The 25,605-nt window shown below is 67.5% G+C and carries 28 protein-coding genes and 2 pseudogenes; 17 read left to right on the top strand and 13 right to left on the bottom strand.

What is annotated here, in order from left to right; genetic code table 11:
* Positions 1-28: 28 nt before the first annotated feature.
* Entirely contained in the window at positions 29-1,615 is a 1,587-nt protein-coding gene (gene mdlC / locus AB0H93_RS39875) for a benzoylformate decarboxylase (protein WP_358581056.1), read from the bottom strand.
* Between the two features lie 118 nt (positions 1,616-1,733).
* On the opposite strand from mdlC, the gene AB0H93_RS39870 reads away from it, so the two are divergent.
* Positions 1,734-2,669, top strand: a complete 936-nt coding sequence (locus AB0H93_RS39870) for a LysR family transcriptional regulator (protein ID WP_358581054.1) — start codon at positions 1,734-1,736, stop codon at positions 2,667-2,669.
* A 2-nt stretch (positions 2,670-2,671) separates the two neighbouring features.
* Here AB0H93_RS39870 and AB0H93_RS39865 read toward each other — a convergent pair whose 3' ends face one another.
* Positions 2,672-3,832 (bottom strand): C45 family peptidase, encoded by a 1,161-nt coding sequence (locus AB0H93_RS39865; protein WP_358581052.1) that lies wholly within the window; start codon positions 3,830-3,832, stop codon positions 2,672-2,674.
* 1 nt (position 3,833) lies between these two features.
* The gene (locus AB0H93_RS39860; protein ID WP_358581050.1) at positions 3,834-4,409 is read right to left on the bottom strand and encodes a GNAT family N-acetyltransferase; all 576 of its coding nucleotides are present in this window, start codon (positions 4,407-4,409) and stop codon (positions 3,834-3,836) included.
* Between the two features lie 179 nt (positions 4,410-4,588).
* Here AB0H93_RS39860 and AB0H93_RS39855 point away from each other — a divergent pair, with 179 nt between their 5' ends.
* The 10 genes from AB0H93_RS39855 (at position 4,589) to AB0H93_RS39810 (ending at position 12,576) form a co-directional block, all read left to right on the top strand.
* On the top strand, positions 4,589-5,515 hold the full coding sequence (locus tag AB0H93_RS39855; RefSeq protein ID WP_358581048.1) for a GntR family transcriptional regulator: 927 nt from the start codon (positions 4,589-4,591) through the stop codon (positions 5,513-5,515).
* Between the two features lie 70 nt (positions 5,516-5,585).
* Entirely contained in the window at positions 5,586-6,134 is a 549-nt protein-coding gene (locus tag AB0H93_RS39850) for an FABP family protein (protein WP_358581045.1), read from the top strand.
* A gap of 31 nt (positions 6,135-6,165) precedes the next feature.
* Positions 6,166-6,621, top strand: a complete 456-nt coding sequence (locus tag AB0H93_RS39845) for a MarR family transcriptional regulator (RefSeq protein ID WP_358581042.1) — start codon at positions 6,166-6,168, stop codon at positions 6,619-6,621.
* Positions 6,622-6,699: 78 nt separating this feature from the next.
* A complete protein-coding gene (locus tag AB0H93_RS39840) occupies positions 6,700-7,122 on the top strand; it encodes an MFS transporter (protein WP_358581102.1) in 423 nt (140 codons plus the stop codon).
* 856 nt (positions 7,123-7,978) lie between these two features.
* Complete coding sequence (locus tag AB0H93_RS39835; RefSeq protein ID WP_358581039.1) at positions 7,979-8,149, top strand: hypothetical protein; 171 nt, start codon at positions 7,979-7,981, stop codon at positions 8,147-8,149.
* 624 nt (positions 8,150-8,773) lie between these two features.
* Positions 8,774-9,058, top strand: coding sequence for a hypothetical protein (locus tag AB0H93_RS39830; protein WP_358581037.1), 285 nt, complete (start codon positions 8,774-8,776; stop codon positions 9,056-9,058).
* Positions 9,059-9,589: 531 nt separating this feature from the next.
* Positions 9,590-10,588, top strand: a complete 999-nt coding sequence (locus AB0H93_RS39825; protein WP_358581034.1) for an L-histidine N(alpha)-methyltransferase — start codon at positions 9,590-9,592, stop codon at positions 10,586-10,588.
* A gap of 78 nt (positions 10,589-10,666) precedes the next feature.
* Positions 10,667-11,320, top strand: a complete 654-nt coding sequence (locus AB0H93_RS39820; protein ID WP_358581032.1) for a HemK2/MTQ2 family protein methyltransferase — start codon at positions 10,667-10,669, stop codon at positions 11,318-11,320.
* Positions 11,313-11,564 (top strand): CDGSH iron-sulfur domain-containing protein, encoded by a 252-nt coding sequence (locus tag AB0H93_RS39815; protein WP_358581030.1) that lies wholly within the window; start codon positions 11,313-11,315, stop codon positions 11,562-11,564. Before AB0H93_RS39820 ends, AB0H93_RS39815 begins: the two co-directional genes overlap by 8 nt.
* Positions 11,521-12,576: an iron-containing redox enzyme family protein gene (locus AB0H93_RS39810; RefSeq protein WP_358581028.1), complete on the top strand. Its 1,056-nt coding sequence runs from the start codon at positions 11,521-11,523 to the stop codon at positions 12,574-12,576. Before AB0H93_RS39815 ends, AB0H93_RS39810 begins: the two co-directional genes overlap by 44 nt.
* A 236-nt stretch (positions 12,577-12,812) precedes the next feature.
* On the opposite strand, the gene AB0H93_RS39805 is transcribed toward AB0H93_RS39810, so the two are convergent.
* The 8 genes from AB0H93_RS39805 to AB0H93_RS39770 form a co-directional block, all read right to left on the bottom strand.
* Positions 12,813-13,385, bottom strand: a complete 573-nt coding sequence (locus AB0H93_RS39805) for an alkaline shock response membrane anchor protein AmaP (RefSeq protein WP_358581026.1) — start codon at positions 13,383-13,385, stop codon at positions 12,813-12,815.
* Complete coding sequence (locus tag AB0H93_RS39800; protein ID WP_358581024.1) at positions 13,385-13,885, bottom strand: DUF6286 domain-containing protein; 501 nt, start codon at positions 13,883-13,885, stop codon at positions 13,385-13,387. Before AB0H93_RS39800 ends, AB0H93_RS39805 begins: the two co-directional genes overlap by 1 nt.
* Before the next feature lie 41 nt (positions 13,886-13,926).
* The gene (locus AB0H93_RS39795; RefSeq protein ID WP_358581021.1) at positions 13,927-14,403 is read right to left on the bottom strand and encodes an Asp23/Gls24 family envelope stress response protein; all 477 of its coding nucleotides are present in this window, start codon (positions 14,401-14,403) and stop codon (positions 13,927-13,929) included.
* Entirely contained in the window at positions 14,400-14,588 is a 189-nt protein-coding gene (locus AB0H93_RS39790; RefSeq protein ID WP_168588647.1) for a hypothetical protein, read from the bottom strand. Before AB0H93_RS39790 ends, AB0H93_RS39795 begins: the two co-directional genes overlap by 4 nt.
* 2 nt (positions 14,589-14,590) lie before the next feature.
* On the bottom strand, positions 14,591-14,929 hold the full coding sequence (locus AB0H93_RS39785) for a hypothetical protein (protein WP_358581019.1): 339 nt from the start codon (positions 14,927-14,929) through the stop codon (positions 14,591-14,593).
* On the bottom strand, positions 14,926-15,381 hold the full coding sequence (locus tag AB0H93_RS39780) for an Asp23/Gls24 family envelope stress response protein (RefSeq protein ID WP_358581017.1): 456 nt from the start codon (positions 15,379-15,381) through the stop codon (positions 14,926-14,928). The genes AB0H93_RS39785 and AB0H93_RS39780 overlap by 4 nt, the downstream gene beginning before the upstream one ends.
* A 255-nt stretch (positions 15,382-15,636) precedes the next feature.
* Positions 15,637-16,209 carry an Asp23/Gls24 family envelope stress response protein gene (locus tag AB0H93_RS39775; RefSeq protein WP_358581015.1) on the bottom strand — a complete coding sequence of 191 codons (573 nt, stop codon included), beginning with the start codon at positions 16,207-16,209 and terminating at the stop codon, positions 15,637-15,639.
* Between the two features lie 56 nt (positions 16,210-16,265).
* Positions 16,266-16,883 carry an RNA polymerase sigma factor gene (locus AB0H93_RS39770; protein ID WP_358581012.1) on the bottom strand — a complete coding sequence of 206 codons (618 nt, stop codon included), beginning with the start codon at positions 16,881-16,883 and terminating at the stop codon, positions 16,266-16,268.
* 983 nt (positions 16,884-17,866) lie between these two features.
* Here AB0H93_RS39770 and AB0H93_RS39765 point away from each other — a divergent pair.
* Both AB0H93_RS39765 and AB0H93_RS39760 read left to right on the top strand, forming a co-directional pair.
* Positions 17,867-18,022 (top strand): hypothetical protein, encoded by a 156-nt coding sequence (locus AB0H93_RS39765; RefSeq protein ID WP_358581009.1) that lies wholly within the window; start codon positions 17,867-17,869, stop codon positions 18,020-18,022.
* Between the two features lie 408 nt (positions 18,023-18,430).
* Entirely contained in the window at positions 18,431-19,084 is a 654-nt protein-coding gene (locus tag AB0H93_RS39760) for a PhoU domain-containing protein (protein WP_358581007.1), read from the top strand.
* A 460-nt stretch (positions 19,085-19,544) separates the two neighbouring features.
* On the opposite strand, the pseudogene AB0H93_RS39755 reads toward AB0H93_RS39760, so the two are convergent.
* Positions 19,545-19,715: pseudogene (locus AB0H93_RS39755) on the bottom strand (transposase); the annotation flags it as partial.
* Between the two features lie 104 nt (positions 19,716-19,819).
* Here AB0H93_RS39755 and AB0H93_RS39750 point away from each other — a divergent pair.
* The 4 genes and pseudogenes from AB0H93_RS39750 to AB0H93_RS39735 form a co-directional block, all read left to right on the top strand.
* Positions 19,820-20,560 (top strand): annotated as a pseudogene (locus AB0H93_RS39750) (LysR family transcriptional regulator substrate-binding protein); the annotation flags it as partial.
* Between the two features lie 502 nt (positions 20,561-21,062).
* Positions 21,063-21,650, top strand: coding sequence for a hypothetical protein (locus AB0H93_RS39745; protein ID WP_358581005.1), 588 nt, complete (start codon positions 21,063-21,065; stop codon positions 21,648-21,650).
* A gap of 394 nt (positions 21,651-22,044) precedes the next feature.
* Positions 22,045-22,575, top strand: a complete 531-nt coding sequence (locus AB0H93_RS39740) for a DUF5994 family protein (protein WP_358581003.1) — start codon at positions 22,045-22,047, stop codon at positions 22,573-22,575.
* 114 nt (positions 22,576-22,689) lie between these two features.
* Positions 22,690-23,139 carry an Hsp20/alpha crystallin family protein gene (locus AB0H93_RS39735; RefSeq protein ID WP_358581001.1) on the top strand — a complete coding sequence of 150 codons (450 nt, stop codon included), beginning with the start codon at positions 22,690-22,692 and terminating at the stop codon, positions 23,137-23,139.
* A 55-nt stretch (positions 23,140-23,194) separates the two neighbouring features.
* Here the strand turns inward: AB0H93_RS39735 and AB0H93_RS39730 are convergent, their stop codons facing one another.
* Positions 23,195-25,309, bottom strand: a complete 2,115-nt coding sequence (locus tag AB0H93_RS39730) for an EAL domain-containing protein (RefSeq protein WP_358580999.1) — start codon at positions 25,307-25,309, stop codon at positions 23,195-23,197.
* Positions 25,310-25,605: the final 296 nt, after the last annotated feature.

The raw sequence follows: 25,605 nt of genomic DNA, 5'->3' as shown, positions 1-25,605 counted from the left end.
GGTTCCGCTGCCGTAGGGGAACGGCCGGTCAGGGTTCGGTTAGTTCGGTCTCGGCCTCGATCACGGCCGGTTTTCCGGAGCGCAGTGCGGCGGCCAGGGCGTCGGCGAACTCCTCGCGGGTGCGCACCGAGGTCGCCGCGACGCCGTAGCCGCCCGCGATCTGCACGAAGTCGATGCCGGGCACGTCCATACCGGGCGTCTCGGCCGCGTCGAGCACCTTCGAGAACCAGCGCAGCGCGCCGTAGGTGCCGTTCTTCAGGATCACGATGATCACCGGGATCTCGTACTGCGCGGCCGTCCACAGCGCGGTGATGCCGTAGTTGGCCGAGCCGTCGCCGATGAGCCCGATCACCTGGCGGTCGTCGTGGGCAAGTTGTGCGCCGACGGCGGCGGGCAGCCCGAAGCCGAGCCCGCCGGAGGCCGGGAAGAAGTAGCTGCCCTGCCGCGAAAGGTCCATCTGGGCCCAGAAATCGGCCGCCGTCGCGGTGGATTCCTTGACGTAGACGGCATCTGCCGGTGCGTTCTCCCGCAGCACCGCGAACAGCTCCGCCGGGTGCAGCCGGTCGCCGCCCGAGGGCGCGGGCGGGTGCTCCGCCAGCGGCAGCAGCTCCGGGCGGCGCCCGGCGGTGACGGTCTCGGCCAGCCTGGACAGCGCATCCTTGACGTCGCCGACCAGCGCCTCCCCCATCGGCGCCCGCGCGGCCTCGCCCGGGTCGCCGGTCAGCTGGATCAGCCGGGCGCCGGCCGGGAGGTACTCGCCGGGCACGAACTGGTGGTAGCGGAACACCGGCGCGCCGACGACGAGGATCAGGTCGTGGCCCGCCAACGCGTTGGTGACGCCCTGGACTGCGGCGGGCAGCACGCCGCGGAAGCTGCGGTGCCGGGTCGGGAACGGGCAGCGCGACGCCGAGGGCGCGATCCACACCGGCGCGCCCAGCCGGTCCGCGAGCCGCACCGCGTCGTCGTTGGCGTACTGCGCGTCGACCTCCGGTCCTAGCACCAGCACCGGGCTCTCGGCCGCGTCGAGCGCGCCGGCCAGGTCGGCGAGCTGCGCGGCGCTGAGCGAACCGGCGGTGCCGGTGGTGCGCTCCAGCAGGTGCCGTGCTTCCGGTGGCGCCTCCTGGCTCCAGTCGTCGTAGGGCACCGACACGTACACCGGGCCCTTCGCCGGCAGGTTCGCGATGTGGATCGCGTGGCTGATCGAGCGCGGCACGTCCTGCGCGCACGCCGGTTCGCAGCTCCACTTCACCAGCGGCTTCGGCAGCGTCGCGGCGTCGACGTTGGCCAGCATGACCTCCTGGCCGATGGTCGAGCGCACCTGCTGCCCGGCGGTGATGATCAGCGGGCTGTGCGAGTACACCGAGTTCGTCAGCGGGCCCAGCGCGTTCCCGGTGCCGGCCGCCGCGTGCAGGTTGACCAGCGCCGAACCGCCGCGGGCCAGCGCGTACCCGTCGGCCATCGCCAGCACCGCGCCCTCGTGCAGGCCGAGCACGTACCGGAAGTCCGCCGGCATGCCGGCCAGGAACGGCAGCTCGTTGGATCCGGGGTTGCCGAAGATCGTGGTCAGATCATGCGATCGCAGCAGGTCGTAGGTCGCCTGGCGCACGTCGGGCATCGTTGCTCGCTTCCGGCTCGGTGGGCCTTTCGGTGATGCCCGCCACCCTAGGCAAGCAGTGGTCATAGTCCTAATGAATGCTGTTGATCCCGGCATAGACAGGACTTATTCTCACTGCGTGGTCGACGTGGACCTGAACCTGATGCGCACCTTCGTGCTGCTCTACGAGACCCGCAGCGTGACGAAGACCGCCGAGGCCTTGTTCATCACGCAGCCTTCGGTGAGCCACTCGCTGCGCCGGCTGCGGCGCCAGTTCGCCGACGAGCTGTTCGCCCGCTCCCCCGACGGCCTCGCGCCGACCGAGATCGCGGAGCGGATGTACCCGCGCCTGCAGCAGGCGCTCGAGGTGATCGACGAGACGGTGTCCGGGGCGGGCCGGTTCGACCCGGCCACGTCGGTGCGCACCTTCCGGATCTGCGCGACCGACCTGGGCGAGATCAGCCTGCTGCCGCCGATCCTGGCCCGGCTGGAGGAGCAGGCACCGCGCTGCACCGTCGAGGTCACGCCCCTGGACATGGCCGCCGCGCCGCAGCAGCTCCGCCAGGGGCGCACCGACGCCGTCATCTGCACGCCGCGCATCGACGCGCCGGACCTGCGCCGCGACGGGTTGTTCCAGGAGCGCTACGTCGGGCTGATCGCCCGCGATCACCCGCGCATCGGCGAGCGCCCCACCCTGGACGAGTACCTGCGGGAACGGCACATCGTGGTGGACCCGGCCGCCGGGCACGTCGACGCGGACCAGGAGCTGACCCGGCTCGGGCACCGCCGCGAGGTCGCGGCGCGGGTGCCGCACTTCGCGGTGCTGCCCGAGCTGCTCGCCCGCACCCGCTACCTCTCGGCGGTGCCCAGCGGCGTCGCGGGCCTGTTCACCCGCTCGTCGCGGGTGCGGACCTTCGAGCTGCCGTTCGAGATCCCCACGGTCGAGGTCGCGCTCTACACGTACCGGCGGGCCATTCCCGCGCCGGGCACGGACTGGCTGCGCGACCTCGTCCGGGACACCCTGCGCCGCGAACCGTCCACATCGGACACCGAAGGGCCGGCGGCGCAGGGCTGAGGTCAGCCCGCCAGCAGGCCGGGGCCGAAGGTCAGCTCGGCGCTGTGCCGCAGGCCGCCGGTCGCGGTGTCACCGAGGTAGAACCGCGTCGACATGGTGCGCTCGTCGAGGTCGAACACCGTGCGCCAGAGCGTCCGGACCGGGTAGTGCCCGGCGTTGGTGGCGTCGAAACCGATCTCGTCGAGGGTCGCGCGCAGCAGCTCCCCGGACATCACCGAGCCGCCGGTGCGGTCGACCAGCGTCCGGTACCGCCCGTAGGTCTGCAGGGTTTCCTCGTTGTCCTGCGGCAGTTCTCCCGCCTGCCGCTTGTGCACCAGGTGGTTGGTGAGGCACAGGGCGTCGCCGTCGATGTCGATGATGTGCTCGATGCCGGCGTCGCCGCGCTCCCAGATGAACGCGTTGCCCGCCGCATCCGCGATCAGGTAGTGCAGCGGCACGCCCAGGTCGTAGTGCTTGGCGCCGAGCAGCGCCTGCTTCGCCTCGTCCACCGTGGCGCAGGTGTCCAGCACGAACCTGGGCAGCTGCGCCGAGGAGATCCCGACCTGCGGGCCCGCCTCGACCGGCGGCGTGGTGCTCTCCGCGTCGGCGATCAGCAGGGCCACCGCGAGCCCGTGCTCGTTGATGCCCTCCATGCAGCCGTCGAGCTCGTTCATGGTGAGCACCGTCGTGGTCGGGCCGGCGTCCGGGATGCTGTTGAGCACGTACGGCCTGGATGCCATCGGCGGTCGCGGCCCGGCCGGCTCGGGCCCACCCAGCGCCGCGAAGATCTCCTCGGCGCTGGTGGTGAAGAAGTCGTAGTTGCGCCCGAAGAGCCCGTGCCCCTCCTTCGTCGCGGACGGCCGGAGGTAGGTCACCGAGCAGGCCGATCCGCTCGGCACGCCGGTCAGTCCGTCGAGGTGCACCCGGTCGTCGTCGGGGTCGACGCCGGCCGCCTCGGCCGCGCCGCGCATCCGCTCGTGGTGCTGCGGCCAGTTCCGCTCGAACCAGGTGCGTCGCGCCCGGTTCACCACCGGGTCGACCAGGACCGGCGCCCAACCGAAGGTCGCGGCGGCCTCGGCGGCCAGCGCGCGGCCGATCTCCCGCTGGCCGCCCGCCGCGGTCACCTTCCGCACCGTCATGAAGTCGTCGTCGCCACCGGCGATGATCTCGCTCGTCACGCTCATGTCAGTTCTCCTCTTCGTTGGTCTTCGGGTCCCGCCACATCGGCCACACCGTCGGCCCGCCGGGTAGCGCGACCGGCTCCCCCAGCTCCCGGAAGCCGTGGCGTTCGTACAGCGGCCGATTGCGGGGCGAACTCGCCTCCAGGTACGCGGGCACGCCAGCGGCGTCGGCTCGGGCCAGCCGGTCGGCCAGCAGCACGGATCCCAGCCCCTCGCCACGCCGCTGCGGCCGGACGCCCAGGAACGGGAGGTACAGGTGCGCGCGCCCGCGCGGATGCCGCGCCAGCACCAGCCTGTTGAAGATCTCCAGCCGTTCGAGGTGCGGCAGGAACGCGGCCGGGAGCTCGCGGTCGCCGCCGATCTCCGCATCGTGGTCCGCAGGCGGCAGCCAGACCGCCACCGCCGAGCCATCACCGGCCACGGCGAGCTCCCCCGCTTCGATCGACGCCGCGACCGCGGGGCCGAAGACGTGGGGCAGGGCCGCTCGCAGATCTTCGGCATCGGGGAACAGCCAGTTCGTCAACGGGTCGTCGTCGAACGCCGCCACGAGCGTGCCGACGACGGCTTCGGGATCGTGCATCAAGTCCTCCGCAATACGCCGTACTCAATCACGGGTACACCGTATCGAACACTGTCAATCAATGCTCGAACCGGATCAAAATCCCTGTAAATACGCAGGTTGATGGAACTATTCAAACAAAGTGCACTAGTTTTCCGACCTAGTGCACTAGTACGATTACGATGCCGCTGGAGGTGCCGATGACCAGAGGGACCGAGCCCCCGTACCTGCGGATCGTTTCGGCGATCCGCGATCGCATCGCGCGCGGCGAACTGCGCCCCGGCGACCGCGTGCCGTCCACCCGCTCGATCACCCGCGAATGGGGCGTGGCCATGGCCACCGCCACGAAGGCGCTCGCCGAGCTCCGCCGCGAAGGGCTGGTCGAAGCGCGACGCGGCGCGGGCACGGTCGTCAGCGCACCGCCGCAGCCGCCACCGGATCGCCCGGCCGAACCGCCGCTGACCCTGCAGCGGATCGTCGCCGTCGCGGTGGCGGCTGCCGACGCCGAAGGGACGAAAGCGGTGTCCATGCGCCGGATCGCGGCCGAGCTGGGGGTCGGCCCGATGTCGCTCTACCGGCACGTGGCGAGCAAGGACGAGCTGGTGCGCGAGATGATGCGCGTCGCGTTCCTCGAACGGCCGCTGCCGGAACCGGGCCCGCCCGGCTGGCGGGCGAAGCTCGAACTCGTGTGCCGGACGCAGTGGGAGCTCTACCTGCGGCATCCCTGGCTGGCGAGCGCGGTGTCCATGACGCGCCCGCAGCTGGTTCCGGAGGCGATGGCGCACACCGAATGGACCCTGCGAGCCCTCGACGGCCTCGGACTGGACCCGGACGAGATCGCGCGCGAGGCGCTGACGCTGCCGTCGATGGTGCGCGGCCTCGCGCTGTCCCGGGAATCCGAGGCCGAGGCCGAGGAGGCGACCGGGGTCGGCGCCGAGCAGTGGTGGAGGTCGCTGGACGACCAGGTGAAGGCGCTGTACGCGACCGGGCGTTTCCCCATGCTCGCGGACTTGAACAGCGAGGTCGTCGACGACATCGACGGCCTCTTCGAGCACGCGCTGACCCGCAACCTCGACGGCTTGCAGGCCCGACTGGAGCGCGGCACCGCCCCGGCGCGCCGGCCCTAGCGAATCGGGCCGACCGCAGATTCCACAGTGGACGACGAACCCGCGTTGATCGTGCCGCTACCCTGCCCGCATGGGTTCTTCCAGTGAGCACGCTCCGCTGCCCATCCCGGCCGAGACCACGGACCTGCGCAGCGGGCCGCCGCTGCACGGCGCGTGCGCCCCGCTGCAGGATCTGGTCGGCGTGTGGCGCGGGGCCGGCGAAGTCGACTACCCGAGCATCGAGGGGCCGTACCGGTTCGGACAGCAGGTCACGATCGCCCACGACGGGCGGCCGTTCCTGCGCCACGAGGCACGAGCCTGGCTGCTCGACGCCGAAGGCAACGTCCTGCGGCCGGCGGCGTGGGAAACCGGCTGGTGGCGGCCGCAACCGGACGGGAGCCTGGAGCTGCTGATCAGCCACTGCACCGGAATCCTGGAACTGTTCTACGGCACGGCGAGCCCGCAGCGCTGGGAACTCGCCACCGACACCGTCGTCCGCGCCGCGACCGCGAAGGACGTCGAGGCCGCGCAGCGCAGTTACGCGCTCGACGCCGACGGCGCGCTCCATTACGCCGAGAGCCGCGCCATGGTCGGCCTGCCGATGACGCCTCACGTCACAGCCCGGCTGCAGCGCCTCTGACCACATCGAGAAGCACAGCTATGCTAAATACATGACCCATGACGATCCCGCCGCCGATGACGACACCGCCGGGATCGCCGCGGCGGCCACCGAGGTCCGGATGGGCGTGATGCGCCTGGCGCGGCGGCTGCGCGCCGAGCGCGAGTCCGGCGAGCTGCCCCTGGGGCGCCTGGCGGTGCTGGGCCGCCTGGAACGCGACGGTCCGGCGACCGCCAGCGCGCTGGCCGCCGCCGAGCGGATCACCCCGCAGTCCATGGCCCGGATCGTGCAGCACCTGATCGATGCCGGGCTGGCCGAGCGCGACACCGACCCGGCCGATCGGCGGGCCGCCATCGTCCGGATCACCGATTCCGGCCGCCGCCAGGTCCTGCGGGACCGGAGCCGGCGCGAGGCGTGGCTGGCCCAGGCCATGACCGGTCTCACCGATGTCGAGCGGGAGCTGCTGGTGCTCTCCGCCAGGCTGCTGGACCGCCTCGCCGACTCCTGACCCAGCTCCGAGCCGAGATGACCGATGCCACGAACCACACCCGAACCATCCCCCTGAAAAGACAGCAAGGCTGAAGATCTGCCGCAGTCCGCGAAGCCCGAACCGGAGTTACCGGGCAGGTTCATCACCCCGATCGCCTTCGGCACCATCCTGCAGCCGCTCAACTCCTCGATGATCGCGGTCGCCCTGGTCGGCATCCGCTCCCACTTCGACGCGGGCACCTCGGTGACCTGGCTGGTCTCCGCGCTCCACCTGGCCACCGCCGTCGCCGCCCCGGCGATGGGCCGCATCGCCGACGTGCTCGGCCCGCGCCGCACCAGCCTCGCCGGGCTCGTCCTGGTCGGCATCACCTCGGTGGCGGCCCCGTTCGCGCCGAACATCGCGGCGCTGGTGGTCTGCCGCGTCCTGATCGGCATCGGCACGGCGGCCCACCCTGTGAGACCGGCGCGGCTAGTCGGACCCGACCGGCTGCGCCGGGGCGAAGAAATGCCACGAGTTTGAGACTGATCACGGCCGCAGTCACCGTGAGACAGAAGGGCAACCGTAGGTTAAACAAGTTCGACATGTCATGCGGTTTGAGACCCTACACCAACGTACGTGGGGCGCCACGATGATTGGAACGAGCCACGCGGAGCTCGCCTGCTCACGGAGGGACAACTGAATGACTCCTCAGAACCGGACTCCCGAGCAGAAGCACTCTGAATAGCCAGGCCATCAGACCGCCCCAAATCAGGCTTTCCTGCTTGTCAAACCGATTGCAGGTACTTCCCGGATGGGTTCTGGGGGATCTACACGTTGGCGCCTCGCAGCAGACCCAGCAGAGGATTCACGATGCCGGGAGCAGGCAGGGCAGCGACGAGTGTTTTTCCGTGTCGAGCCGGTGCCGCCTTGCTCGGCGGCGATTGATCACGCTGACCTCGCCGAGGAATGGACGCGGGTCCGGCGAACGGTGTTGAGGCAGTTGGCGTGTGGCACCCCTCCCGCGCCGGCTGAGGCGGGCCAGCCGAACTCCGCTGTTGGTGGCGCGGATCCGAGGAAGATCCCGCAGGCTCGTGAGCAGCGATCGTCCATTCAGGACCTGGGAACGTTCGAACAGCTCTCGATTTGCCCCGCCGAGATGGATGCCATGCTAGCAGGGCAACCCGTGGCGCGTGTTGTCGTCAATGGCGAGGATGACGCCGCCCCGGATCTTCGCCTTGCGCGTAGCCAGGAACGAAGCCGAACCCCTTGCACAACACCAATGAATCTACTGGCTAGTAGAGGTTCCGTCGCCCTCCCCCTCGTGCGTTGGAGTCGTCGGTTCCTCGTTCGAACTACCCGAAGTTTCGCGGCGGGCACTATACCAGGCCCGCTGCGCATGCCGTTGTGTCTCTGCGACTTCGGCGAACGCTTCACCGTGTTCCTGCGCGGCAAGGGCATCAGCAATCCCAGCCAATGCCACGGCGCCGCGCGACCCAGCAAGCGCGAACGCCGTAACCAAATCATCTGGCAGGGCTGCACCGGGGCCCTCTCCACGGGCGGCGCCTGACTCCGCGTCCACTGCGCCCTCCCAAGCTGAGCTTAGTTGCCCTAGAGCATCTAGCAGGTTGCGCCAAACAGTGACCTGCTCGACGTTCGGTTCTGGCGACACGTCACTCATCGTCTTCGCTCCTCGAATCGCACCTATGATTGCGTGATCTAGGCCCGGTGGCGCCTCGGCGGTTCGCGCACTACTTGAGGCTTCACACTCAGCCGCGCGCTCGAGTCCGGGCCAATTTACTTGTCAGATGGAAACTAATTTGACACACCGAAGCCATGAACGCACCCCAGACGGATTGCAACCGCTTTTCCGGCTATCGCTGAACCCTGCCATTGAACCGTCGACAACTTGCACTAGTTGTCGAGCGATGTCCTGGCATTCGAGAAGCCACTTCCGTCTGCATCGAGAAACATTTCGCCGTATCGATTCCGGCGCGATCTCCAGCCGACTTTCGCTCCTACCAGTTCGACTTTGCTTCAGGAGCACCCCAGGGCCTCCGCGTGAGACACTGGACGCATCAACTCCGCACTGTGATCGTGTATTGGAGCAAGGGAGACGACCCTGGTACGTCAACCTGATCTACCGCCAGACGATCTCCTGGATGAGATCGAGACCGCAGCCCGGGTACTCGTGGTGGTCGACGTGCCCATCGAGGGGTTCCGCCGGTACTCGCGGGGCGAGGCCGAGGACCTCGATGCCACGGTCGCCATTGCCTGGCCGCCAACCGTCGTCCGCGGCGCGCCGGCCGTAGGCCAAGCAGGCCCGCGCCCCTGCGGTGGCGAGCTTCGCCCGGTGCGTGCCGAAGTCGGTGCGCAAAACGACGTCGAGGTCGAGGACCTGGACGAAGTGACCGGTCCGTACAGCAGCGTAGAAGGCTCCGACCGCCTGCCACTGGCGTGCCAGATCTGGATCAGGTGATGGGATCCGATGAACCCTCGCTTTGGGTTTACCCGGATCACCGACCATGCCCTGCCACGGTGGGTCGGCTCCGGAGATCCTCTGGGCTCGACAGACGAACCCGCACGGAGGGAAGTTCCTTATGGAGGATGTCATCCTGATCCTGCCGGCGGAGGCTGTCACCCTGCTGGCCATGTTTGTGACGGCAAGCGCGGCCCAGCGCAGCTGTGCTCGGACCTGGGGAGCGGGCGTCCGCACTCACGTACCGGTAGCTCGTAATCGGGTGCTCTGACCGTGCCAAAGGTGCGGACGCGAAGCAAAACGTCCCGGCGCCGACCGCTCTAGGGTGCTCGATCGCTGGGCGGCCCACCACCACGGGGTCGCGATCTACCGTTCTGCACGTCGGAAAGATCCTTACGCACGCGCCGCATGAGCTCTGCCTCGAACCAGGTACCGGCCGAGCGTTTCGTAGCCGACCAGAAGAGCTTTCACGCCTAAGTTTTGGCCAACATGACGAGCGCGTGCTCCCAAAACACCCAGCAACGAAGGTTGGTGAGCAAGGTGGAGGGCCGAGCTGGGATCGAGTCCATCGAGTCCGTAGATGGCGACACCAGCTTCTGGACCGATAGTGACGCGCTCGTGTCCTGCTTGCGAGAGGCACCGCCTCGGATCCCGTCGCACTTCGGCTACGACGCGCTCGGTTCGAATCTCTTCGAGGAGATCACCGCGCTACCGGACTACTACCTGACCCGTGTGGAAGACGGACTGCTGCGGCGTCATGCCAACGACATCGCGGACGAGCTTGGCACTCCGTGGATCGCGGAGCTCGGAAGCGGAAGTGCCAAGAAGACACGAGTTCTACTGGCCGCGTGCGCTGCTCGGCGTCAAACGACCTTCCTGCCCATCGACGTCAGCCGTGAAATGCTCGTGTCCAGCGGCGACGCGCTAGCCATCGACTGCCGCGACGTGACCGTACGTGGGTTGTGGGGTCGCTACGAAGCTGGGCTTCGCTGGATCCGCAGAGAACGGTCCACCCCGGTCACAGTGACGTTGCTGGGAAGCACACTGGGAAACACAACCCCCACCGAACGCCGCAATCTGCTCACCGAGATCACCCGCACACTCGCCCCCGGCGACTGCTTCCTAGTTTCGGTGGACCTGATCAAGCCCGCGCACATCTTCGAATCGTGCTACAACGACCCACCCGGCCACTCCGCGTTCGTACGCTTCCGGCTCAACCACCTGGCGCACATCAACCGACGCTTCGACGGCGATTTCGTGCTCGACCGCTTTCAGGCACGGGCCCACTACAACGAGCACACCCACGCCGTCGAGGGGCATCTCTACGCCACGAAAGACCACATGGCGAAACTACGTGCACTGGATGTGGAGCTGAAGTTCCGGGCAGGCGATTCAATCAACGTTGGGTTTTCCGCGAAATTCGACCCATCGCGCTTCGTCGACAACATGCGCCAGTTCGACCTCATCCCTCACACGCACTGGATTGACCAGCGCTGGAAGTACGGTCTCTTCCTCTTCCACCGCCGCTGAACGTAGCGTGGGCCGGAACCGAAACAGGCGCGTGGCCCGCGATGTTTCGCTCGCCTGCGGGAGGGGTATCAGGGCGGCGTGCTCCTCATACGACCGCCCGGCGTATATCGGGTAGCCGATGACACTTCGTTGCTGACAGACGTCATGCGCCAAGGACGCTACGCACACGGACGGCGCGTGTTAGACGTCGGTTGCGGAACAGGTGCCCTCGCCATCGAGGCAGCACGCGCTGGCGCGACATCGGTCACCGCGATCGACCTGTCCCTGCGGTCGATCGCCGCAACATGGCTCAACGCCCGGACTTACCGAGCCGCGGTCCACGTTCGTCGCGGCGACCTCTTCGAACCTGTGCAGGGCGAAAAATTCGATCTCCTCCTTGCTAACCCTCCCTATGTACCCGCACCAACTTCGATACTCCCCCGCCACCGGATCGCTCGCTGCTGGGACGCCGGATTTGACGGCAGGCAAGTGCTCGACCGGGTCTGTTCCGGGTCTGCTCATGCACTCACCAGCGACGGAACAGCCTTGATCGTGCAATCTGAGGTGTGCGGTGTGAACGCGACCGTGGCGCGCCTGGAGGAAGCCGACATGCAAGCACAAGTGGTAGCGCGATCGATTGTGCCGTTCGGCCCGGTGATGCGAGCCCGCGCCGCACTACTCGAAGATCGCGGTCTGTTGAAGACCAGCCACCACGAAGAGGAACTCGTCGTGGTGGAGGCCCACCATGGCTGACCGTTCGCACACCCGCGTCGAGATCACCGGCGAGGGCCCTGTTCTCATCTACGGCCCGGTCGAACTGTTCACACCGGACGGACGTCGCGTGTGCTCCGAACGCGCGGTCACCGCCCTGTGCGCATGCCGACGAAGCTGCCGCTATCCGATATGCGACACCAGCCATCGCCGTGCCACCCGAAACCGTCTGAGGAAGACCGATGACGCCCACGACAATGCCATCAAAGAAGATCGGCAGCGCTGAGAGCCCCGAGCTGCCATCCCCCTGTGGACCGCTGTCAGCCGCAGTTCTCGAAGCACTTCGCAGTAATTCCGCTCCGAGACGGTCCCTGGGACGCGCGGAACCCTACGGGCGAGATCTGCAGCTCGCCCTCTACTGTCTTTACGAACTGCACTACCGTGGCTTTCGCGGCGTCGAACCCGAGCAGGAGTGGGACCCGACCTTGTTGGCGCTCCGCCAAGAACTGGAGCGGGTGTTCCTTACTGCCCTACGCGACGACGTCCCCGCCGGCGATGACGTGGAAGCCGAACTGCAGAGCCTTCTCGTCGAGCCTGCCGATGCCTGGGGCATCACGCAGTACCTCCGCCGTGACGGGCAGTTGTGGCAGCTACGCGAGTACGTAGCACACCGATCGCTCCACCACCTCAAGGAAGCCGACCCACAAGCCTGGGCGATCCCCCGGCTCTCGGGGCCGGCCAAGGCCGCTTTGGTCACCATCGAACACGACGAATACGGTGCGGGCTCCCCCGAGCGCATGCACTCCCACCTGTTCGCCAAGATGATGCGCGCTCTCGGCGTAGATGACCGCTACGGCGCCTACGTCGATTCCGCCCCAGCCGAGACACTCGCCGAAGTCAACCTGATGTCGATGTGCGGGCTTCACCGCAAGCTCAGAGGCGCGTTACTGGGGCAGTTCGCCACCATCGAGCTCACCTCGTCACCCGGCTCTGATCGCCTTGTCCAAGCGATGCGACGGCTGGACTGCACCCCCGAGGCCATCGATTTCTACTCCGAGCACATCGAAGCCGACGCGGTCCACGAGCAACTGGTCAGACGGGGCGTCCTCAACCCCTTGCTGAATGCCGAGCCAGAGCTGGCATCCGATGTCGTGTTCGGCATCCGCGCCAGCACCCACCTGGCCAACAAACTCGAAACACTCCTGCTCGAGTGTTGGACCCACAACCGACACTCCCTACTGACCCCCGTGACCATGGAATGCTCCAACGCGACTTGCAGCTCACCGCCGAGCCTGTAGCGGTGGAACGGACATCAGTCTGCGTCCGGCTGGAGAAGCCTGGTGACGCCGTGGCCAGGCCACTGCGTGTTCCCGCGACCTGAGAAAGCGGACACCTCGGGAGGGGATCTCAACGAGCAGGTGCGCACTGACATCCACCTCGTGATCTCCAAGCTGCGCAACACTCCGTGGTTGGGCCCACGATCACTGGGAAGCGCGCAGTGCTTTGGTCAACGGGCCGGGTCCGGTCGTCCGTTTCAGTAGGTGCGGGCGCTGCGGGCGGTACCCAGGCGCAGCAGCAGGTCGGAGTCGAGGTGCTCGAGTTCGAGGGCTTGACGCATCCGCGGGATGGCTTCGGCGTCGATGCGGTGGCGCACCTGGCGAATGTCGGCGCGGTCCTCGGTGACCACTGCCAGGTGCAGCACCGGGTGGGTGCGGGTGCCGGCCAGGCGGGCACGGGCCCGATGCACCCCGGGGTAGGTCTCGATCTCCTCGACCAGAGGTACGGCAGCGGTATCGGTGTCGAGGCGGGTCTGACCTTTGCGGGGGTTCTGGCTCAGCTGCCAGGTGCCGGTTTTCGCGCGGCGCAGGGTCTGGGCCAGCAGCCAGCGCAGACACAACAGCCCCACGATCACCGCCACGACGGCGACCACCCACGGCACCCAACCCGCCAGCGGCGGCACGGTGGACACAACCGGAGCCTCGGGAGCCAGCAGAGGCATCGCACCGAACGCGCTGGCCAAGATGCACACGCCGCCGACCAGCAGCACAACACCGGTGAGCACCAGCAGGGTGCGGTTGAGGAGAGCAGGCGGGTTGGGACTGGCCATCAGCTGCTCCTTTTCGTGGAGGCTTTGATGCGCAGCGCGGGCCTGCGCGCCGGATTGATGTCGTCGAGCCGGTCGGCCAGCAGGCCGCGGACCTGCTCGGGGATGCCGCCTGTGTCGGCGACGGGGGTGCGCACGGTGACGGTGATGCGGCGTCGGCCGACCTTGAGCCGGGCCGCGCTGACTCCGTCGGCCGCGGCGGCGGTGGAGGTGAGGTCCTTGCGCAGGCTTCGGCGGGAGACCCCGGTGTCGGTGTGTTCAGGTCCGGTGCCTGGGTCGTCGGCCAGAGGCAGGACGGTGGGCTTTCCGGGTCGAAGCGCGGTGGCGAGCAGGATCAGTCCGAGCAGGGTGGCGATGACGCCGGCGGTGATGGTGACGGGGTCGTTCCACGCGCGGCCCACCACGGGGGTGGTCAGGGCCTGCGGCGACACGATCGGGTCGTATCCGAGGAGGTGCTGGATGGCGGCGGTGGCGGCGAGCACCGACAGAGCCAGCAGCACCACGGCAACCACGGTGGCGGGCACGCTGCGGCGGGGTCGGCGAATCATCGGATCTCCCGGCGAACGGTCGGCCGGTATAGCGCGGTGACGGTGATGTCCACGATGCGCACCTGCACATCGGCCAGTGTGGCGATCCGGTCGATGAGGTGCTGGCGTACCTCTTCGGTGACTTGGACGACCGGGGCCGGATAGCACACCGACAGGCGTACACGCAACGCGCAGACACTGCCGTGCACCTCAGCGGTGACCCGGGGTTGCTGTTCGGCGCGTTCACTGCCTGCGGTCACGCCGAATACCCGGCGAGCGGCCCCGCCGACCTGGTCGACCTCGGCGATGATCTGGGCAGCCATGGCCTCGATCACCCGCTCGGAGACGGTGGTCGAGCCCCTCTCCTCCGGTGGGACCTGCCCGCCCCGGGTGCCCGTGTGGCGGGCACCCGGATGGAAAACCGTCTCCTCTGCGGGTGCGGTTCTGGGGTGGGGGGCTGTCGCGCCCGGCCCCGCGACGGTCGACGGGTTCATCGGTGGGCTCGCTCGCGTTCGCTGCTGAAGAGGTCAGCCAGATCGAGGTGGCCGTCGAGGTAGCGTCCGACCCCGAATCCGAGGGCGCCGAGGATGGCCACGATGGCAAAGGCGGAGAACCCGCCGAACGCGCCGGCCAGGCCCAGCACGAGGCCCACGGCCAGGCAGATGAGGGTGGCGTTCATGATCAGCACTCCTGGGTCTGGTTGTCCCGGAGCTGGTGCTGTCCGGGAAGTTCGAGATCTTCGATGACGACCGTGACTGGCAGGCCACCCGCGTAGGGGGTGACAGCCGCGCGGACTTGGTCGGCGACCTTGGCCACCGAAGCTGGGTAGCGGGCCACGACGTGGATGTCCAGCCCGGTCTCGGTCAAGCGGATGCCGACAACGCGGCGCCCGGGCAGGTAGGTGGCGATGTGGTCGTACCGGCCGCCGTGCAGCCCGGCCACGAGCGGACACCCGGCCACAGCCGTGGCAACGGCATCGGCTCTGCGGGCCACCTCACCCATCAGAGCTGGGGCGCTCATTCCACGCGCCCGGTCGTCGATGATTGCTCGCTGGTGTCGTCACCGGGAAGGTGCAGGTCGGTGACGTGGATGTTGACCTCCACGACTTCCAGGCCAGTCATCTGTTCGATGCCGTCGATGACGTTGCGGCGTACTCCCCGGGCCAGCTCGGCGATCGCCACGCCGTACTCGACAACGAGGACGAGATCGATCGCGGCCTGCTTTTCTCCGACCTCGACCGTCACGCCCTGCGTGGACGAGGCGCGCGCCCCGGGGATGCGTTCACGCAACGCTCCGATAGCCCGGGTAGTCCCACCCCCGAAACTGTGCACCCCGGAAACGTCGCGGGCCGCCATCCCGGCGATCTTCGACACGACCACATCGGCGACGGTGGTCTTGCCCTGGCTGCTCTCCAGCTGCGACTCGCCCACGGCCGGGCTGCGCGGCGACGGCGTCGCCGGGGCAGAACTCACGGCCTGCGAGCTTTGACTCTGTTGCTGACCAGTCGGTGTAGTCATAGCGTGGTTCTCCCTCGCGATCGGACAAGGCCGAGCTCACCGTGTGTTGCGGCGCTAACGGCACTTGCTCTCGTAGGACACGTGCCAGCACCTACTCCTCGCGCCCCCGAACCGAATGACCCCCGAATGAGGGACATGCGTCGCATGCGACGCCACGCCAGAAGCTCGGGTGCTCTCGCGCACCTGGCCGCAGGGAGCGTCACCGGGCGCCTAGTCGGAGAGGGCGATGTCGCTGTGCGCTGCGAACACGTCGTCGATGGCGATAGTGATGGCCACGGGTTCCAGCCCCGTCACCGCGCGCACCTGTTCATCGACCGCAATTCGGATGCGCTCCGCAAGTTCGTACAGATCCGTGCCGTAAGTTGCGGCCACAGTGAGCACGATCGCCGTACTCTGGCCAGCCATGCCGACTCGCACCGCGTTCTCCTGGCCTACCGAGCCGCTACCGGGCAGGCGCAGGCGGCTCAAGGCGACCCGCACTCCCGGGACGTCTTGAGCCGCCTCCCGGGCGGTGACCACCACGACCCGGGCCGCGATCCGGGTCTGCCCGTCGTCATCAGCCAGCACTCCAAAGGTTGGGTTGTGGACCGTCCCGCGGATTCGTCTTAGGGCGGCCTGCAGCGGCGATTCCGGCGGGTGCACCGCCGCACCGGCGACCTCGCGGACCGGGGCCCACAACCGGTCATACTCCGCCAGCGCGGCTTGGCAATGCGGGCATCCGGCCTGATGGGTGTTGCGGCGGGCCGCATGTCCGTCCGCGACCTGTGCGAGCACGTCATCCACAGCCACTCCACACGGCAACCGTTCGCCGAAGCGGTACCGGGAACCATGACCAGTCGTCATGTCCAGTCCTCCAGACGATCCAGCACGACGCGGCGTGCTCGCGACAGCCGACTCCGCACGGCCGCCTCGGAAATGCCCAGAACCACCGCAGCCTCCCGGTAACTCAATCCTTCCAATTGACACAACACCAGCACGCTTCGCTGCTGGGGTACGAGATCGTCGATCGCGGCATACACAGCGCGAACGCGCTCGCGGGCCATCGCGACATCCTCCGCACCGGCCGCAACCGGCGTCGGGCGCTCGGTATCCAATGAGAAAACTCCAGGATTCCGGGAACGCCGGTAATTCAAACACCGGTTCACGACGATGCGATACAGCCACGTCGTGAACGCACTGGTCCCAGCAAAACCCGCCAACGCCGTCCACAGCTGAATGAACACCTCCTGCACAACGTCCTCGGCATCCTGATGGTTGCCCAGCATGCGCAGCGCGATCCGGTAGATCCGGCCCTGATGACGACGCAGAAGTACCTCGAACGCCTCGAGATCACCACCGCGCGCCTTGCCGACCAGCCACAGGTCCGCCTCCTCGTCCCGGAACGACACCGCCGCCACAGACCACCCCGAGCCGGGAGGACGCCCCGCCCGACCACGTCGCCCCAGATCCTCGCTCACCACCGCACGGCCACCGACTCCATGACGCACCAGAAATTCGCTTCACCCCTGCCAGCGCCCATCTCTCTGGGCACCGCAAGCTGCCCAACTCACGCCATACCCATACAGGTGCCCCGCTAACGGACCTCTCGAAATGATCCACAACCAGTTGCCACACCCGAACACCACCAAGTACGCCTGACGTCTGCGCCCCCCAATAGCAGACCCCGGCCAGGCGCATCCAGCCGCGACAAACCTGCCGCCGAACTCTCTGCCAGCTGTCCGAAAAGCTCTCAAGGGGCCGGTACACAACCAGGGCCACCCGAGGCACTTCGGATGCCGGCCTCGGTGAGCCCGCATCTCCGCCCTTGCCGACGTCCGGCTGCAGCATGCGGGCGCCGACCGGTCATCCACCCGGACACCGTGCGTCTGCGACCACAGGAGGTTTATGTCCCGGCTCCAGGGCCTCCTGTCTGCTTCGAGGCATCGGCTTCCACCCCGCCCCCAAGAGAACACCGATGGAAAGAACCAGGTCGAGTGCACGATCTGTCAGTGGTGTAATGCCTGACCGATGGCTAGCGACTCGTCTGGTCACGCACGACGACCAGCGTGGATGGGGGTGTGAATGATCGCGTTGAAGGGTAAGTACAAGACATGGCCAAGGACAAACGATCAGAAAGACCGTCGCCGCCCTCTGAGGAACCGCTTGCACGGGCGCGGACAGTGGCTCCACAGATGAGGCCGAAAGATGAGGCGCTGTACTGGGCGATGATGGCTCAAGTCCTGCTCATGAGCGAACTCCGCGACATGATCTGCGAGGCCCGTCACCCTCACCAAGGCAGCAGCGTGCAACTACCCGAACAGACACCGCCACGAGAAACGGCCCGAGTCACCATCGTCACGGAGTCGTAGCCGCGCACGCGGCCTTGGCAAGTACACGACCTTCGCCTTACCAGCCGGGCATCTCCAGGTTGTCTGTACAGGTGAGGAACACGGAGACAGAGATGACCAATACCGCGCATTTCAAGGCAGTCGGCGATGAGACCAGCCCGGTGGTCATCATCAGAGATGACCGAGGCGGCGCCATCACAGAGTTGCAACTGCCTGGGGCAGCATCCGAGCCGGAGCAGGCCGACAGCGCATTGCGATCCGCCGGCTAGTCCCGAAGTAGCGAATGGACCCCTTCTATCGATTGCGTCAATGCAGGTCACTCCGCTCCAGTCTCGCTGTAAGGAACCATCGCTTCCGCCCGAAGTGATCAACGGGACGGGAGAGGATCACAGCTTTGGCGCTCATGAGGGTGGGTACCGCGCAGCGCAGCGCCCGTTGCCGTTTAGTCGACGTCTCACCACCTTGAGGTGCGCTACGACACTCGAATCAGCCGCAGCTTTCGCGGCCCAAGAGGGCGGCGAAAAGCCGAAGCCGGCCGCGGAGCCGCCGCGCAACGGCGTTCCGTTGCCGACAGGTGGTTCGCAGTGGTTTCGAACTGTGTGGCCGCTTAACGTGGGTGTGGGTGTGGGTGTGGGTGTGTCGACACAGTGGACAGTGGACGTCTACGGGGAGGGCGTATGCGGGAGGCCTTTCACGGGGAGCTTGCGCAGCTGGGCACCGAGCTTGGCGGCATGTGCGAGCTGGCCGCGGAGGCCATGCGTCAGGCCACCCAGGCGCTGCTGGACGTCGACCTGCAGCTGGCCGAGCACGTGATGTCCGTGGATGACCGCATGGGCCGGGCGCGTAACGTCTGCGACACCCACGCCCTCCGGCTGCTGGCATTGCAGCAACCAGTGGCCACCGACCTGCGCACCGTGTTGGCGGCGGTGTACTGCGCCGTCAAGCTCGAACGCATGGGTGTCCTCGCCGCGCACATCGCCGACACCGCCCGCCGCAACCACCCCCGGCCGGTCGTACCCACCGGCATGGAACGCGACTTCCGCACTCTCGGGGAGCTCGATGCGAGCATGGCCGGTCACCTTGCCAACCTGATCATTGGCAGTGGCCACGAGGGCGGCTTTACCGAGCTGGATCGCACCGACGATGCCGTCGACGCCCTACACGCCGACCTGATGGCTGCTGTCACCAACGAAAGCTGGCCCCATGGCATCCCCACGGCCATCAACGTCGCCCTGCTGGCCCGCTTCTACGAACGCTTCGCCGACCAAGCTGTACACGTCGCCCAACGCCACGAATTCATCACCACCGGCACCCTGCCAACCCACAGCTAGGCTAACTGCAGCCTTGTCGGTGGCGCTGTCTCCATTGCATCCGCGCCGCCGCAACGGCACTCACGATCAGCACCAACAGGAGGACCACAACCAAGACCACCAAGAGGATGGGCAGCAAGATCATCCCGGTGCGAGGTTCGCCAGCGCCATCTTGATCCGAATCATGGTCATCACCGAGCCTCCAAGTTCCCACTGGTTACCCGGGAGCGCTCGAACGGAAGCGCCGGACATCCGAGTCCGACCTCGTCCGAATCGCCGCGGCACACTCGCAGCTGCACCACCTGGGTTGTCTTCGGGTGGACTTAAACCTGCGGTCGGGCGCCCTCCTTGCCCGCAGAGACGCCGGTCTTCCGCCCCGCCCGTGAACGCGAAGAAGCGCCCCGCCTGCATTCCGGTTGTGTGTCCGCAACCGGAATGCAGGCGGGGCGTTTCCCGGGTTCGTGGTGGAGAAATCCCTGTCGGCCTTGACCGCGCGGCGGATGCGGGCGTTGACGCTCTCGATGGCGTTGGTGGAGCAGATGACCCGCCGGGTCTCGGTATCGAACGCCAAGAACGGAACAAACTCCGGCCAGGCGTTCTCCCAGAGTCTGATGATCGCCGGGTACTTGGTGCCCCAGTCCTCGCTGAACTGCAGCTACCGTCGCCGCGACCCCTGGTCGGTTCCGCACGCATGATCCTACGAGAGGCGGAGGCTGCCGCGAGAACGCCGTCCGCACCGTCGGGCACGGCCGCAGTGGGCGCGTCGATATCGCCGCGCTGCCAGACATGTCTTCAGATCCGCTGTCGGCGTGGGTGGCGAGGTTTCGCACTCGGTTCCACGACGTGCGCTTTCGCATCGACGAGCGCGATGATGCGGCCGAGGTCGTGGAGCTGGTCCGATCGGGCGCCTGCGAGATCGGTTTCCTGTCCACGTCGATCGCCGCCGAACTCGTCCACGAGGAACTGGTCGATCAGCGGTTCGTCCTGGTCTGCCCACCTGGTACCGAGTCGTTCTGGCCCGCTCCCACTCCCATTGCGGCGCTCTCCGGCGTCCCCTTGGTCATGAGCGGAAAAGGCACGGCGATCAGGGATTACATCGAGCAATCGTTGCGGGCGAGTGGCGTCGAGCCCCGCGTCGTCGTGGAGGTTCCCCAACGGGGCGCGGTATTGTCGACGGTGCTGTCCGGCGGCGGAGCCGCCATCATGCCTCTGCGCATCGCGCTTGATGCCCGTCATCGCGGCGGTGTGGTGCGCGAGCTGACACCAGCGCTGTCCCGGCCTATCGGGGTGGTGCACCGAGGGGCCCAGATGACGGCAGCAGCCAACGAGTTCTTGAACTACGCGAAGCACTCGTTGCAGGGCTGGCTGCGCAACATCGAGAGCTACATCGCGCGGGGCGAATCGATGATCGAGGCGGCATCCCTGGCCACCCAGGACGAGGACAACCGCATACGCGAGCGCAACCGTCACAACACCGACGTCCGCCCCAACCCATAGGCGATCTCACCCGATCCAGGTGAAAATCAGTCTTTGACCAAGTCTGCCCGGGGCGCATTCAATGACTGCTCGCCGGGGTCACGCAGTCGCTACATGACGCAGCGCGAAACCTCAGCGCCGAGGCCCACGAAAGCGGCGAAGCAAAACCTGCTTCGTTCCTCCGTTAATTCGCTGAGCGACCACCTGCCGGCTGATGAGAAGCGCATGCCCTTCTGCGCCAGTCGTTGACGACACCGTCGATCAGCACCCCGTCTCTGGACAACGGAGTCCTTTGCTATGGCTCATAGCTCCACTGCGCAGCCGGCTGCGGCCACCACCGCATCCCGAATTCGTGCGCGGGCATGGCTGATCACCGCCCTGCTGCTCGTTTTCATGCTGCTCAACTTCGCGGACACGGCGATGCTTCGCCGGCGTCCACATCCAGACGGATCTGGGGATCTCACCAGAGCAGTTCGGCCTCCTCCAGAGCGCGTTCTTCTGGTTGTTCGCAGCCGGTGCCATCGTGATCGCGGCGCTGTCGTCGCGCATCCGCGTGCGCTGGCTGCTGGCCATCCTGATCCTCGTGTGGATCGCCGCGATGGGGGCGATCGGCGCGGGGTGGCTGTCCAACCGGCTGACCGCGCGGGGCGCGCCAAGGCGGATCTCTCGCGGTTTTCTTGCTGGCAGCCTGGTTGTGCTCGCAGGTGTGTCGATGTTCGCGTTCACCGTGCTGCCAACCGGTGTGCCGCAGATGGTGTTCATCACGCTGGCCTTCTCGTGCAACTCGGCCGCGTACGCCGTTGCGTTCACTGCCGTCGCCGACGTCGTGCACCCGCGGACGCGCAGCTTCGTCCTTGGCTTTCTCGTCGCGTTCTACAGCATGGCCGGCGTGATCGCGCCCCTGGTGCTCGGCTACTTCGTCGGCAATGCGGCCAACAGTGCGACCGGGTACGGGTACGGCTTCGCCTTCACCGGCATTCTCATGGCCGTCGGCGGAGCAGCCTCCACCTTCCTCGTCCGCCCCGAGGTCGAACTGCTGGCGGGGCTCGGATACTCCGACGCCGTCATCGACGAACTCACCTCCGCCGGCGTCGTCCGCTCCGCCCGATAACCAAGCCGATCCACCTTGGCCCGGACGGTTGTCTCCAATTGGCTTTTCACCCAGCAGAACATGCGCCCTAGCGCATCAACGGCAAGTCCAGCGACTCCCGTAACTGCCGAGACTACGCCGAGGCCGACTCCGACCCACCTGTGGATCAACAAGGGCGCCGTGCGCGCCGGGGGGCCGCTTGTCTCCGGCGGCCTGTCCCGCACGCAGCTGGGGTACTGCTCGGTCGCCCCGCGGCGCAGCAGATGCCTGCGCCCAAGCCCCGCCGAACAGTGCTCTGGTCCACGCGATCAGGCGTAGGCTGAGGTCAACGAGGTTCTCGGCAACGTGAGCAGTCCCGCTTCCACAGTCCCGGGGGTCAGTACCGGTCGTCGAACGACCGGGAAGGAGTTCCGTCATGGGACCCGATCAGCTAAACCCCGGCACCGCACAGGCCACCTCCGCAGGTGCCTGCGTCGCAGTCAAACCGGAAACCGGCATGCGAGGTTTCGTCGACGGCGCTTGGTGGCCGCGATCGGTGAGCCCGACAACCGAGTTCACCGCGCTGCTCACCGCTCTCGCCGCCACCCGCGGTCCGATGACCCGGCTCGCCTACAACCTGGCCGCGTGGGAGCCGGCCCCTCGGAAACTCCGCATCGAGGGGCACCAGGTACGCCTCGAAGGCTTCCACACGCTCGATCAGCACACGGTCAGCCTGACCGACCCGAGCGGACATCGAATGGTCCTGCTGGTCATCCCCGCGGACACGACCGAACTTCGCGGGAACGCGGTGCTGACGAGGGCATCCGAACCGGACAACCTCGCCACACCCCACGATCTGCTCGCCGATGCCCCGAATTCCGTTCCTGCGGTCGCCCCGCAGCCAACCGAGGCGTCGCCAGAAGCTCGCTGGGAAACCGACGGCGGCCACCTGCTCGCCGTCCGATAGGCCGCCGCGGGTTGTCGCCTGCGGCTGCCGGTCAGCACGGAATTCTCAACAGCCGAGTCACGCCGGTATCAGCGGGGAGTGCACTTGGCGCTGCCACCGAAGGAGGTGTGTGCGATGCCGGTGCTGCAGTTCGACCCGTTCCGCGATATCAGCCGGTTGGCCAACGAGGTGCTGACTGCGGCGCGCACGCCGCAGCCAATGCCGATGGATGCCTACCGCCGCGGCGAGGAATACGTCGTCGAGTTCGACCTGCCGGGCATCGACCCCGAGTCGCTGGAGGTCACCGCTGAGCACAACACGCTGACGGTGCGCGCGCAGCGCACCGCGACCGAGTCCAGCAGTTCGGAAGTGAGCTACCTGGTCACCGAACGCCCCACCGGCACGTTCGCCCGGCAACTCCAACTCGGCGCCGCGCTGGATGCCGATCGCGTCCAGGCCGAATACCGAAACGGCGTGCTGACCCTGCGCATCCCAGTAGCCGAGCAGGCCAAACCCCGCCGCATCAACGTCGACAGGAGCGACGAAGCCCGCATGATCTCCGGGGCCACCACGGACCCCGATTAGACAGTGGAGCCCTTCCAGCCCGCCGGTTCACGCAGCTCGGAGGGCTGGCGCGGTCCTACTCCGGTTCCGGTGTGGGTGGATCTTCGAGGAAGGCGCGGAGCTGGTCGGCCGGGAGCGGGCGGGAGAACAGCCAGCCTTGGTAGAAGTCGATTCCGAGGTCGCTGAGGACCAGGAACTGGCCGATGTTCTCGACGCCTTCGGCGACGCAGCTGCGCCCCATCGCGTGCCCCATGCCGGTCATGGCTTGGGCGATGGCGACGTCGGCCACGTCGGTTTCCACACCGGAGACGAACTGGCGGTCCAGCTTGATGATCTGCGCGGGCAGATCTTTGAGGCGGGCCAGCGAGGAGTATCCGGTGCCGAAGTCGTCCAGGGCGAAGCGCACTCCGCGTTCGGCCAGTTCGACCATCGCTTCGCGAGGGCGCGCGGGCAGGTCGATCAAGGACGTTTCCACGATTTCCAGAACCACGCGGTGCGAGTCGATGCCGCTTTCGGTGATGATCGCGGTGATCTCGTCGACGAATTCCGGGTCGTGGGGCAGCAGATCGACCAGGTTGACCGCGATGGCCACCGGGCGTCCATTCCGGACGGGCCATCCGGCCGCCTCGCGCAAGGCGGTGCGCAGCACCCACCGATCCAGTCCGCGCAGCAGGTTGCCTTGCTCGGCCACGCGCAGGATCACCTCCGGTGAGAGCAGGCCGCGGTCGGGATGCGGCCAGCGCACCAGCGCCTCGGCCATCACGACGGAACGATCACCGGCCAGGATCGGCTGGTAGTGCAGGACGAGGGAATCGGTCTCCATAGCTGCGCGGAGTTGCTCTTCGAGGCCCAGTTGCTCCTCCACCGTGGCGATCATGGTGGGGGTGGCCAACGACACCCGCCCGGGCCCCCGGCTCTTCGCGTGGAACATCGCCGCGTTGGCATAGCGCAGCAGATCCGCGCCGACGGTGTCCCGGTCGAGCATCGCGGCCCCGATCGAGGCCGACACTGCGACGGGGTGCCCGCGCACGGGCACGCTCGTGCGCAGCAGCTCCGCCACCCACATCGTGAAGGCTTCCAGGCCCCCCACGGCGTCGACGTCCGAGCAGATGATCAGGTACTTGTCTCCGGAAAGCCGGGCCGGCGTGCATCCGGGCGGCAGCCCGTCCACGAGACGCCGCGCCAACGCCGTGAGCAGTTCGTCGCCGGCCTCGTGGCCCAGCGCGTCGTTGACGCGCTTGAAGTTGTCGATGTCGCAGAACAGCACGGCGACCTGTTCGGCACCCCGGTGCAGCAAGCTGTCGAGCAGCTCGTTGAGGCCCGTGCGGTTGAGCAATCCGGTCAGATCGTCGTGGGTGGCCTGGTAGCGCAACGCCTCCGTCTGGCGCAGCCGCTCGGTGATGTCCTGGAACACCACCAGCCAGAACCGGCTTCCGTCGTCCGCCACCGATGCCGCGCTGTGCACGTCGCAGTGCACAGCCTGGCCATCCGAACGCACCAGCACTCGCTGGTGCACCCGTGACCGGTTCAACGGTGCATCTGTTGCCGCGGCGTCCACGAGGAGGCTTGCACTCCGGTCGTCCGGGTGCAGCAGGCCCGCGGCGGGCATGTTGTTCAGGTCGTGCAGTTGGTAGCCCAACAGGCCGCAGAGCGCCTCGTTGGCATCCAGTACGCGCTCGGATGCATCGAACAAGGCGATGCCGGCCGGGGTCAGGTCGAACAGGTCGGTGAACCGCCGGCTGGACCGCTGCTGCCGGACACCGGCTTCGGTCTCATCGCGGGTGACCTGGATGAAACCTCGCACGCCACCCGCCGCCGACCGCTGCGCGATGATCACCACGTGGGCCCAGAAGCGGGTCCCATCGCGGCGCAGGAGCCAGCCTTCGTCCACATGGCTGCCGAGCTCGGCGGCCTGAGCCAGCTGCCATTCCGCGTGGTCGGCGACGCCCGGTTCCGCCGGAGAGAACACCGAGAGGTGCCTCCCGATGATCTCCTCGCTGCGATAGCCCATGATGCGTTCTGCCCCGGCATCCCAGCCATCCACCCGACCGGCCGCATCGATCCCGAAGATCGCGTACTCCTGCAAGCCCGCGGCCAGCAGCCCGAGGCGCGCCTCAGCCTTCGACTGCAGCCGCGCAATCCCACCGTGGCCACCCCGGGTCACGAACTCGGTATCACGTTCCTCGACCATCGCGCCCCGATGTGTTCGATCCTCGCTCTGATTTTCGCACCGACGTAGCCGAACTACGACTACAACCAGCCACCGAACAGCACCCGGGTCGGCCCATCCGAGCTCAGGCCTGGAGGTCGACGACGACCCTCGCCTCGTCGAGACCCGTCTCGAAGGCATCGGTCCGATCGCCCAACGGGATCGGGCGACTGATCAGGGAGCCCGGTCGGTTCCGATCCGCACCGGCCAACGCCTGCACGGCCTGGTTGTAGTGGCGCAGGTTGGTGTCACACTGCCCAGAGCGACGTCGTCGTCCA

It is taken from the genome of Saccharopolyspora sp. NPDC050642 (assembly GCF_040654735.1).
Lineage (GTDB): Bacteria > Actinomycetota > Actinomycetes > Mycobacteriales > Pseudonocardiaceae > Saccharopolyspora > Saccharopolyspora elongata.
The sequence above is the reverse complement of the archived record's forward strand: the minus strand, read 5'-3'. Positions and strand labels throughout refer to the sequence as shown.

Coding starts and splice junctions, on each gene's coding strand:
- mdlC (WP_358581056.1), bottom strand. CDS start 1,615: ATGCCCGACGTGCGCCAGGCGACCTACGACCTGCTGCGATCGCATGAT.
- AB0H93_RS39865 (WP_358581052.1), bottom strand. CDS start 3,832: ATGAGCGTGACGAGCGAGATCATCGCCGGTGGCGACGACGACTTCATG.
- AB0H93_RS39860 (WP_358581050.1), bottom strand. CDS start 4,409: ATGCACGATCCCGAAGCCGTCGTCGGCACGCTCGTGGCGGCGTTCGAC.
- AB0H93_RS39855 (WP_358581048.1), top strand. CDS start 4,589: ATGACCAGAGGGACCGAGCCCCCGTACCTGCGGATCGTTTCGGCGATC.
- AB0H93_RS39850 (WP_358581045.1), top strand. CDS start 5,586: ATGGGTTCTTCCAGTGAGCACGCTCCGCTGCCCATCCCGGCCGAGACC.
- AB0H93_RS39845 (WP_358581042.1), top strand. CDS start 6,166: ATGACCCATGACGATCCCGCCGCCGATGACGACACCGCCGGGATCGCC.
- AB0H93_RS39835 (WP_358581039.1), top strand. CDS start 7,979: ATGCCGTTGTGTCTCTGCGACTTCGGCGAACGCTTCACCGTGTTCCTG.
- AB0H93_RS39815 (WP_358581030.1), top strand. CDS start 11,313: ATGGCTGACCGTTCGCACACCCGCGTCGAGATCACCGGCGAGGGCCCT.
- AB0H93_RS39810 (WP_358581028.1), top strand. CDS start 11,521: ATGACGCCCACGACAATGCCATCAAAGAAGATCGGCAGCGCTGAGAGC.
- AB0H93_RS39805 (WP_358581026.1), bottom strand. CDS start 13,385: ATGGCCAGTCCCAACCCGCCTGCTCTCCTCAACCGCACCCTGCTGGTG.
- AB0H93_RS39795 (WP_358581021.1), bottom strand. CDS start 14,403: ATGAACCCGTCGACCGTCGCGGGGCCGGGCGCGACAGCCCCCCACCCC.
- AB0H93_RS39790 (WP_168588647.1), bottom strand. CDS start 14,588: ATGAACGCCACCCTCATCTGCCTGGCCGTGGGCCTCGTGCTGGGCCTG.
- AB0H93_RS39785 (WP_358581019.1), bottom strand. CDS start 14,929: ATGAGCGCCCCAGCTCTGATGGGTGAGGTGGCCCGCAGAGCCGATGCC.
- AB0H93_RS39765 (WP_358581009.1), top strand. CDS start 17,867: ATGACCAATACCGCGCATTTCAAGGCAGTCGGCGATGAGACCAGCCCG.
- AB0H93_RS39760 (WP_358581007.1), top strand. CDS start 18,431: ATGCGGGAGGCCTTTCACGGGGAGCTTGCGCAGCTGGGCACCGAGCTT.
- AB0H93_RS39740 (WP_358581003.1), top strand. CDS start 22,045: ATGGGACCCGATCAGCTAAACCCCGGCACCGCACAGGCCACCTCCGCA.
- AB0H93_RS39735 (WP_358581001.1), top strand. CDS start 22,690: ATGCCGGTGCTGCAGTTCGACCCGTTCCGCGATATCAGCCGGTTGGCC.
- AB0H93_RS39730 (WP_358580999.1), bottom strand. CDS start 25,309: ATGGTCGAGGAACGTGATACCGAGTTCGTGACCCGGGGTGGCCACGGT.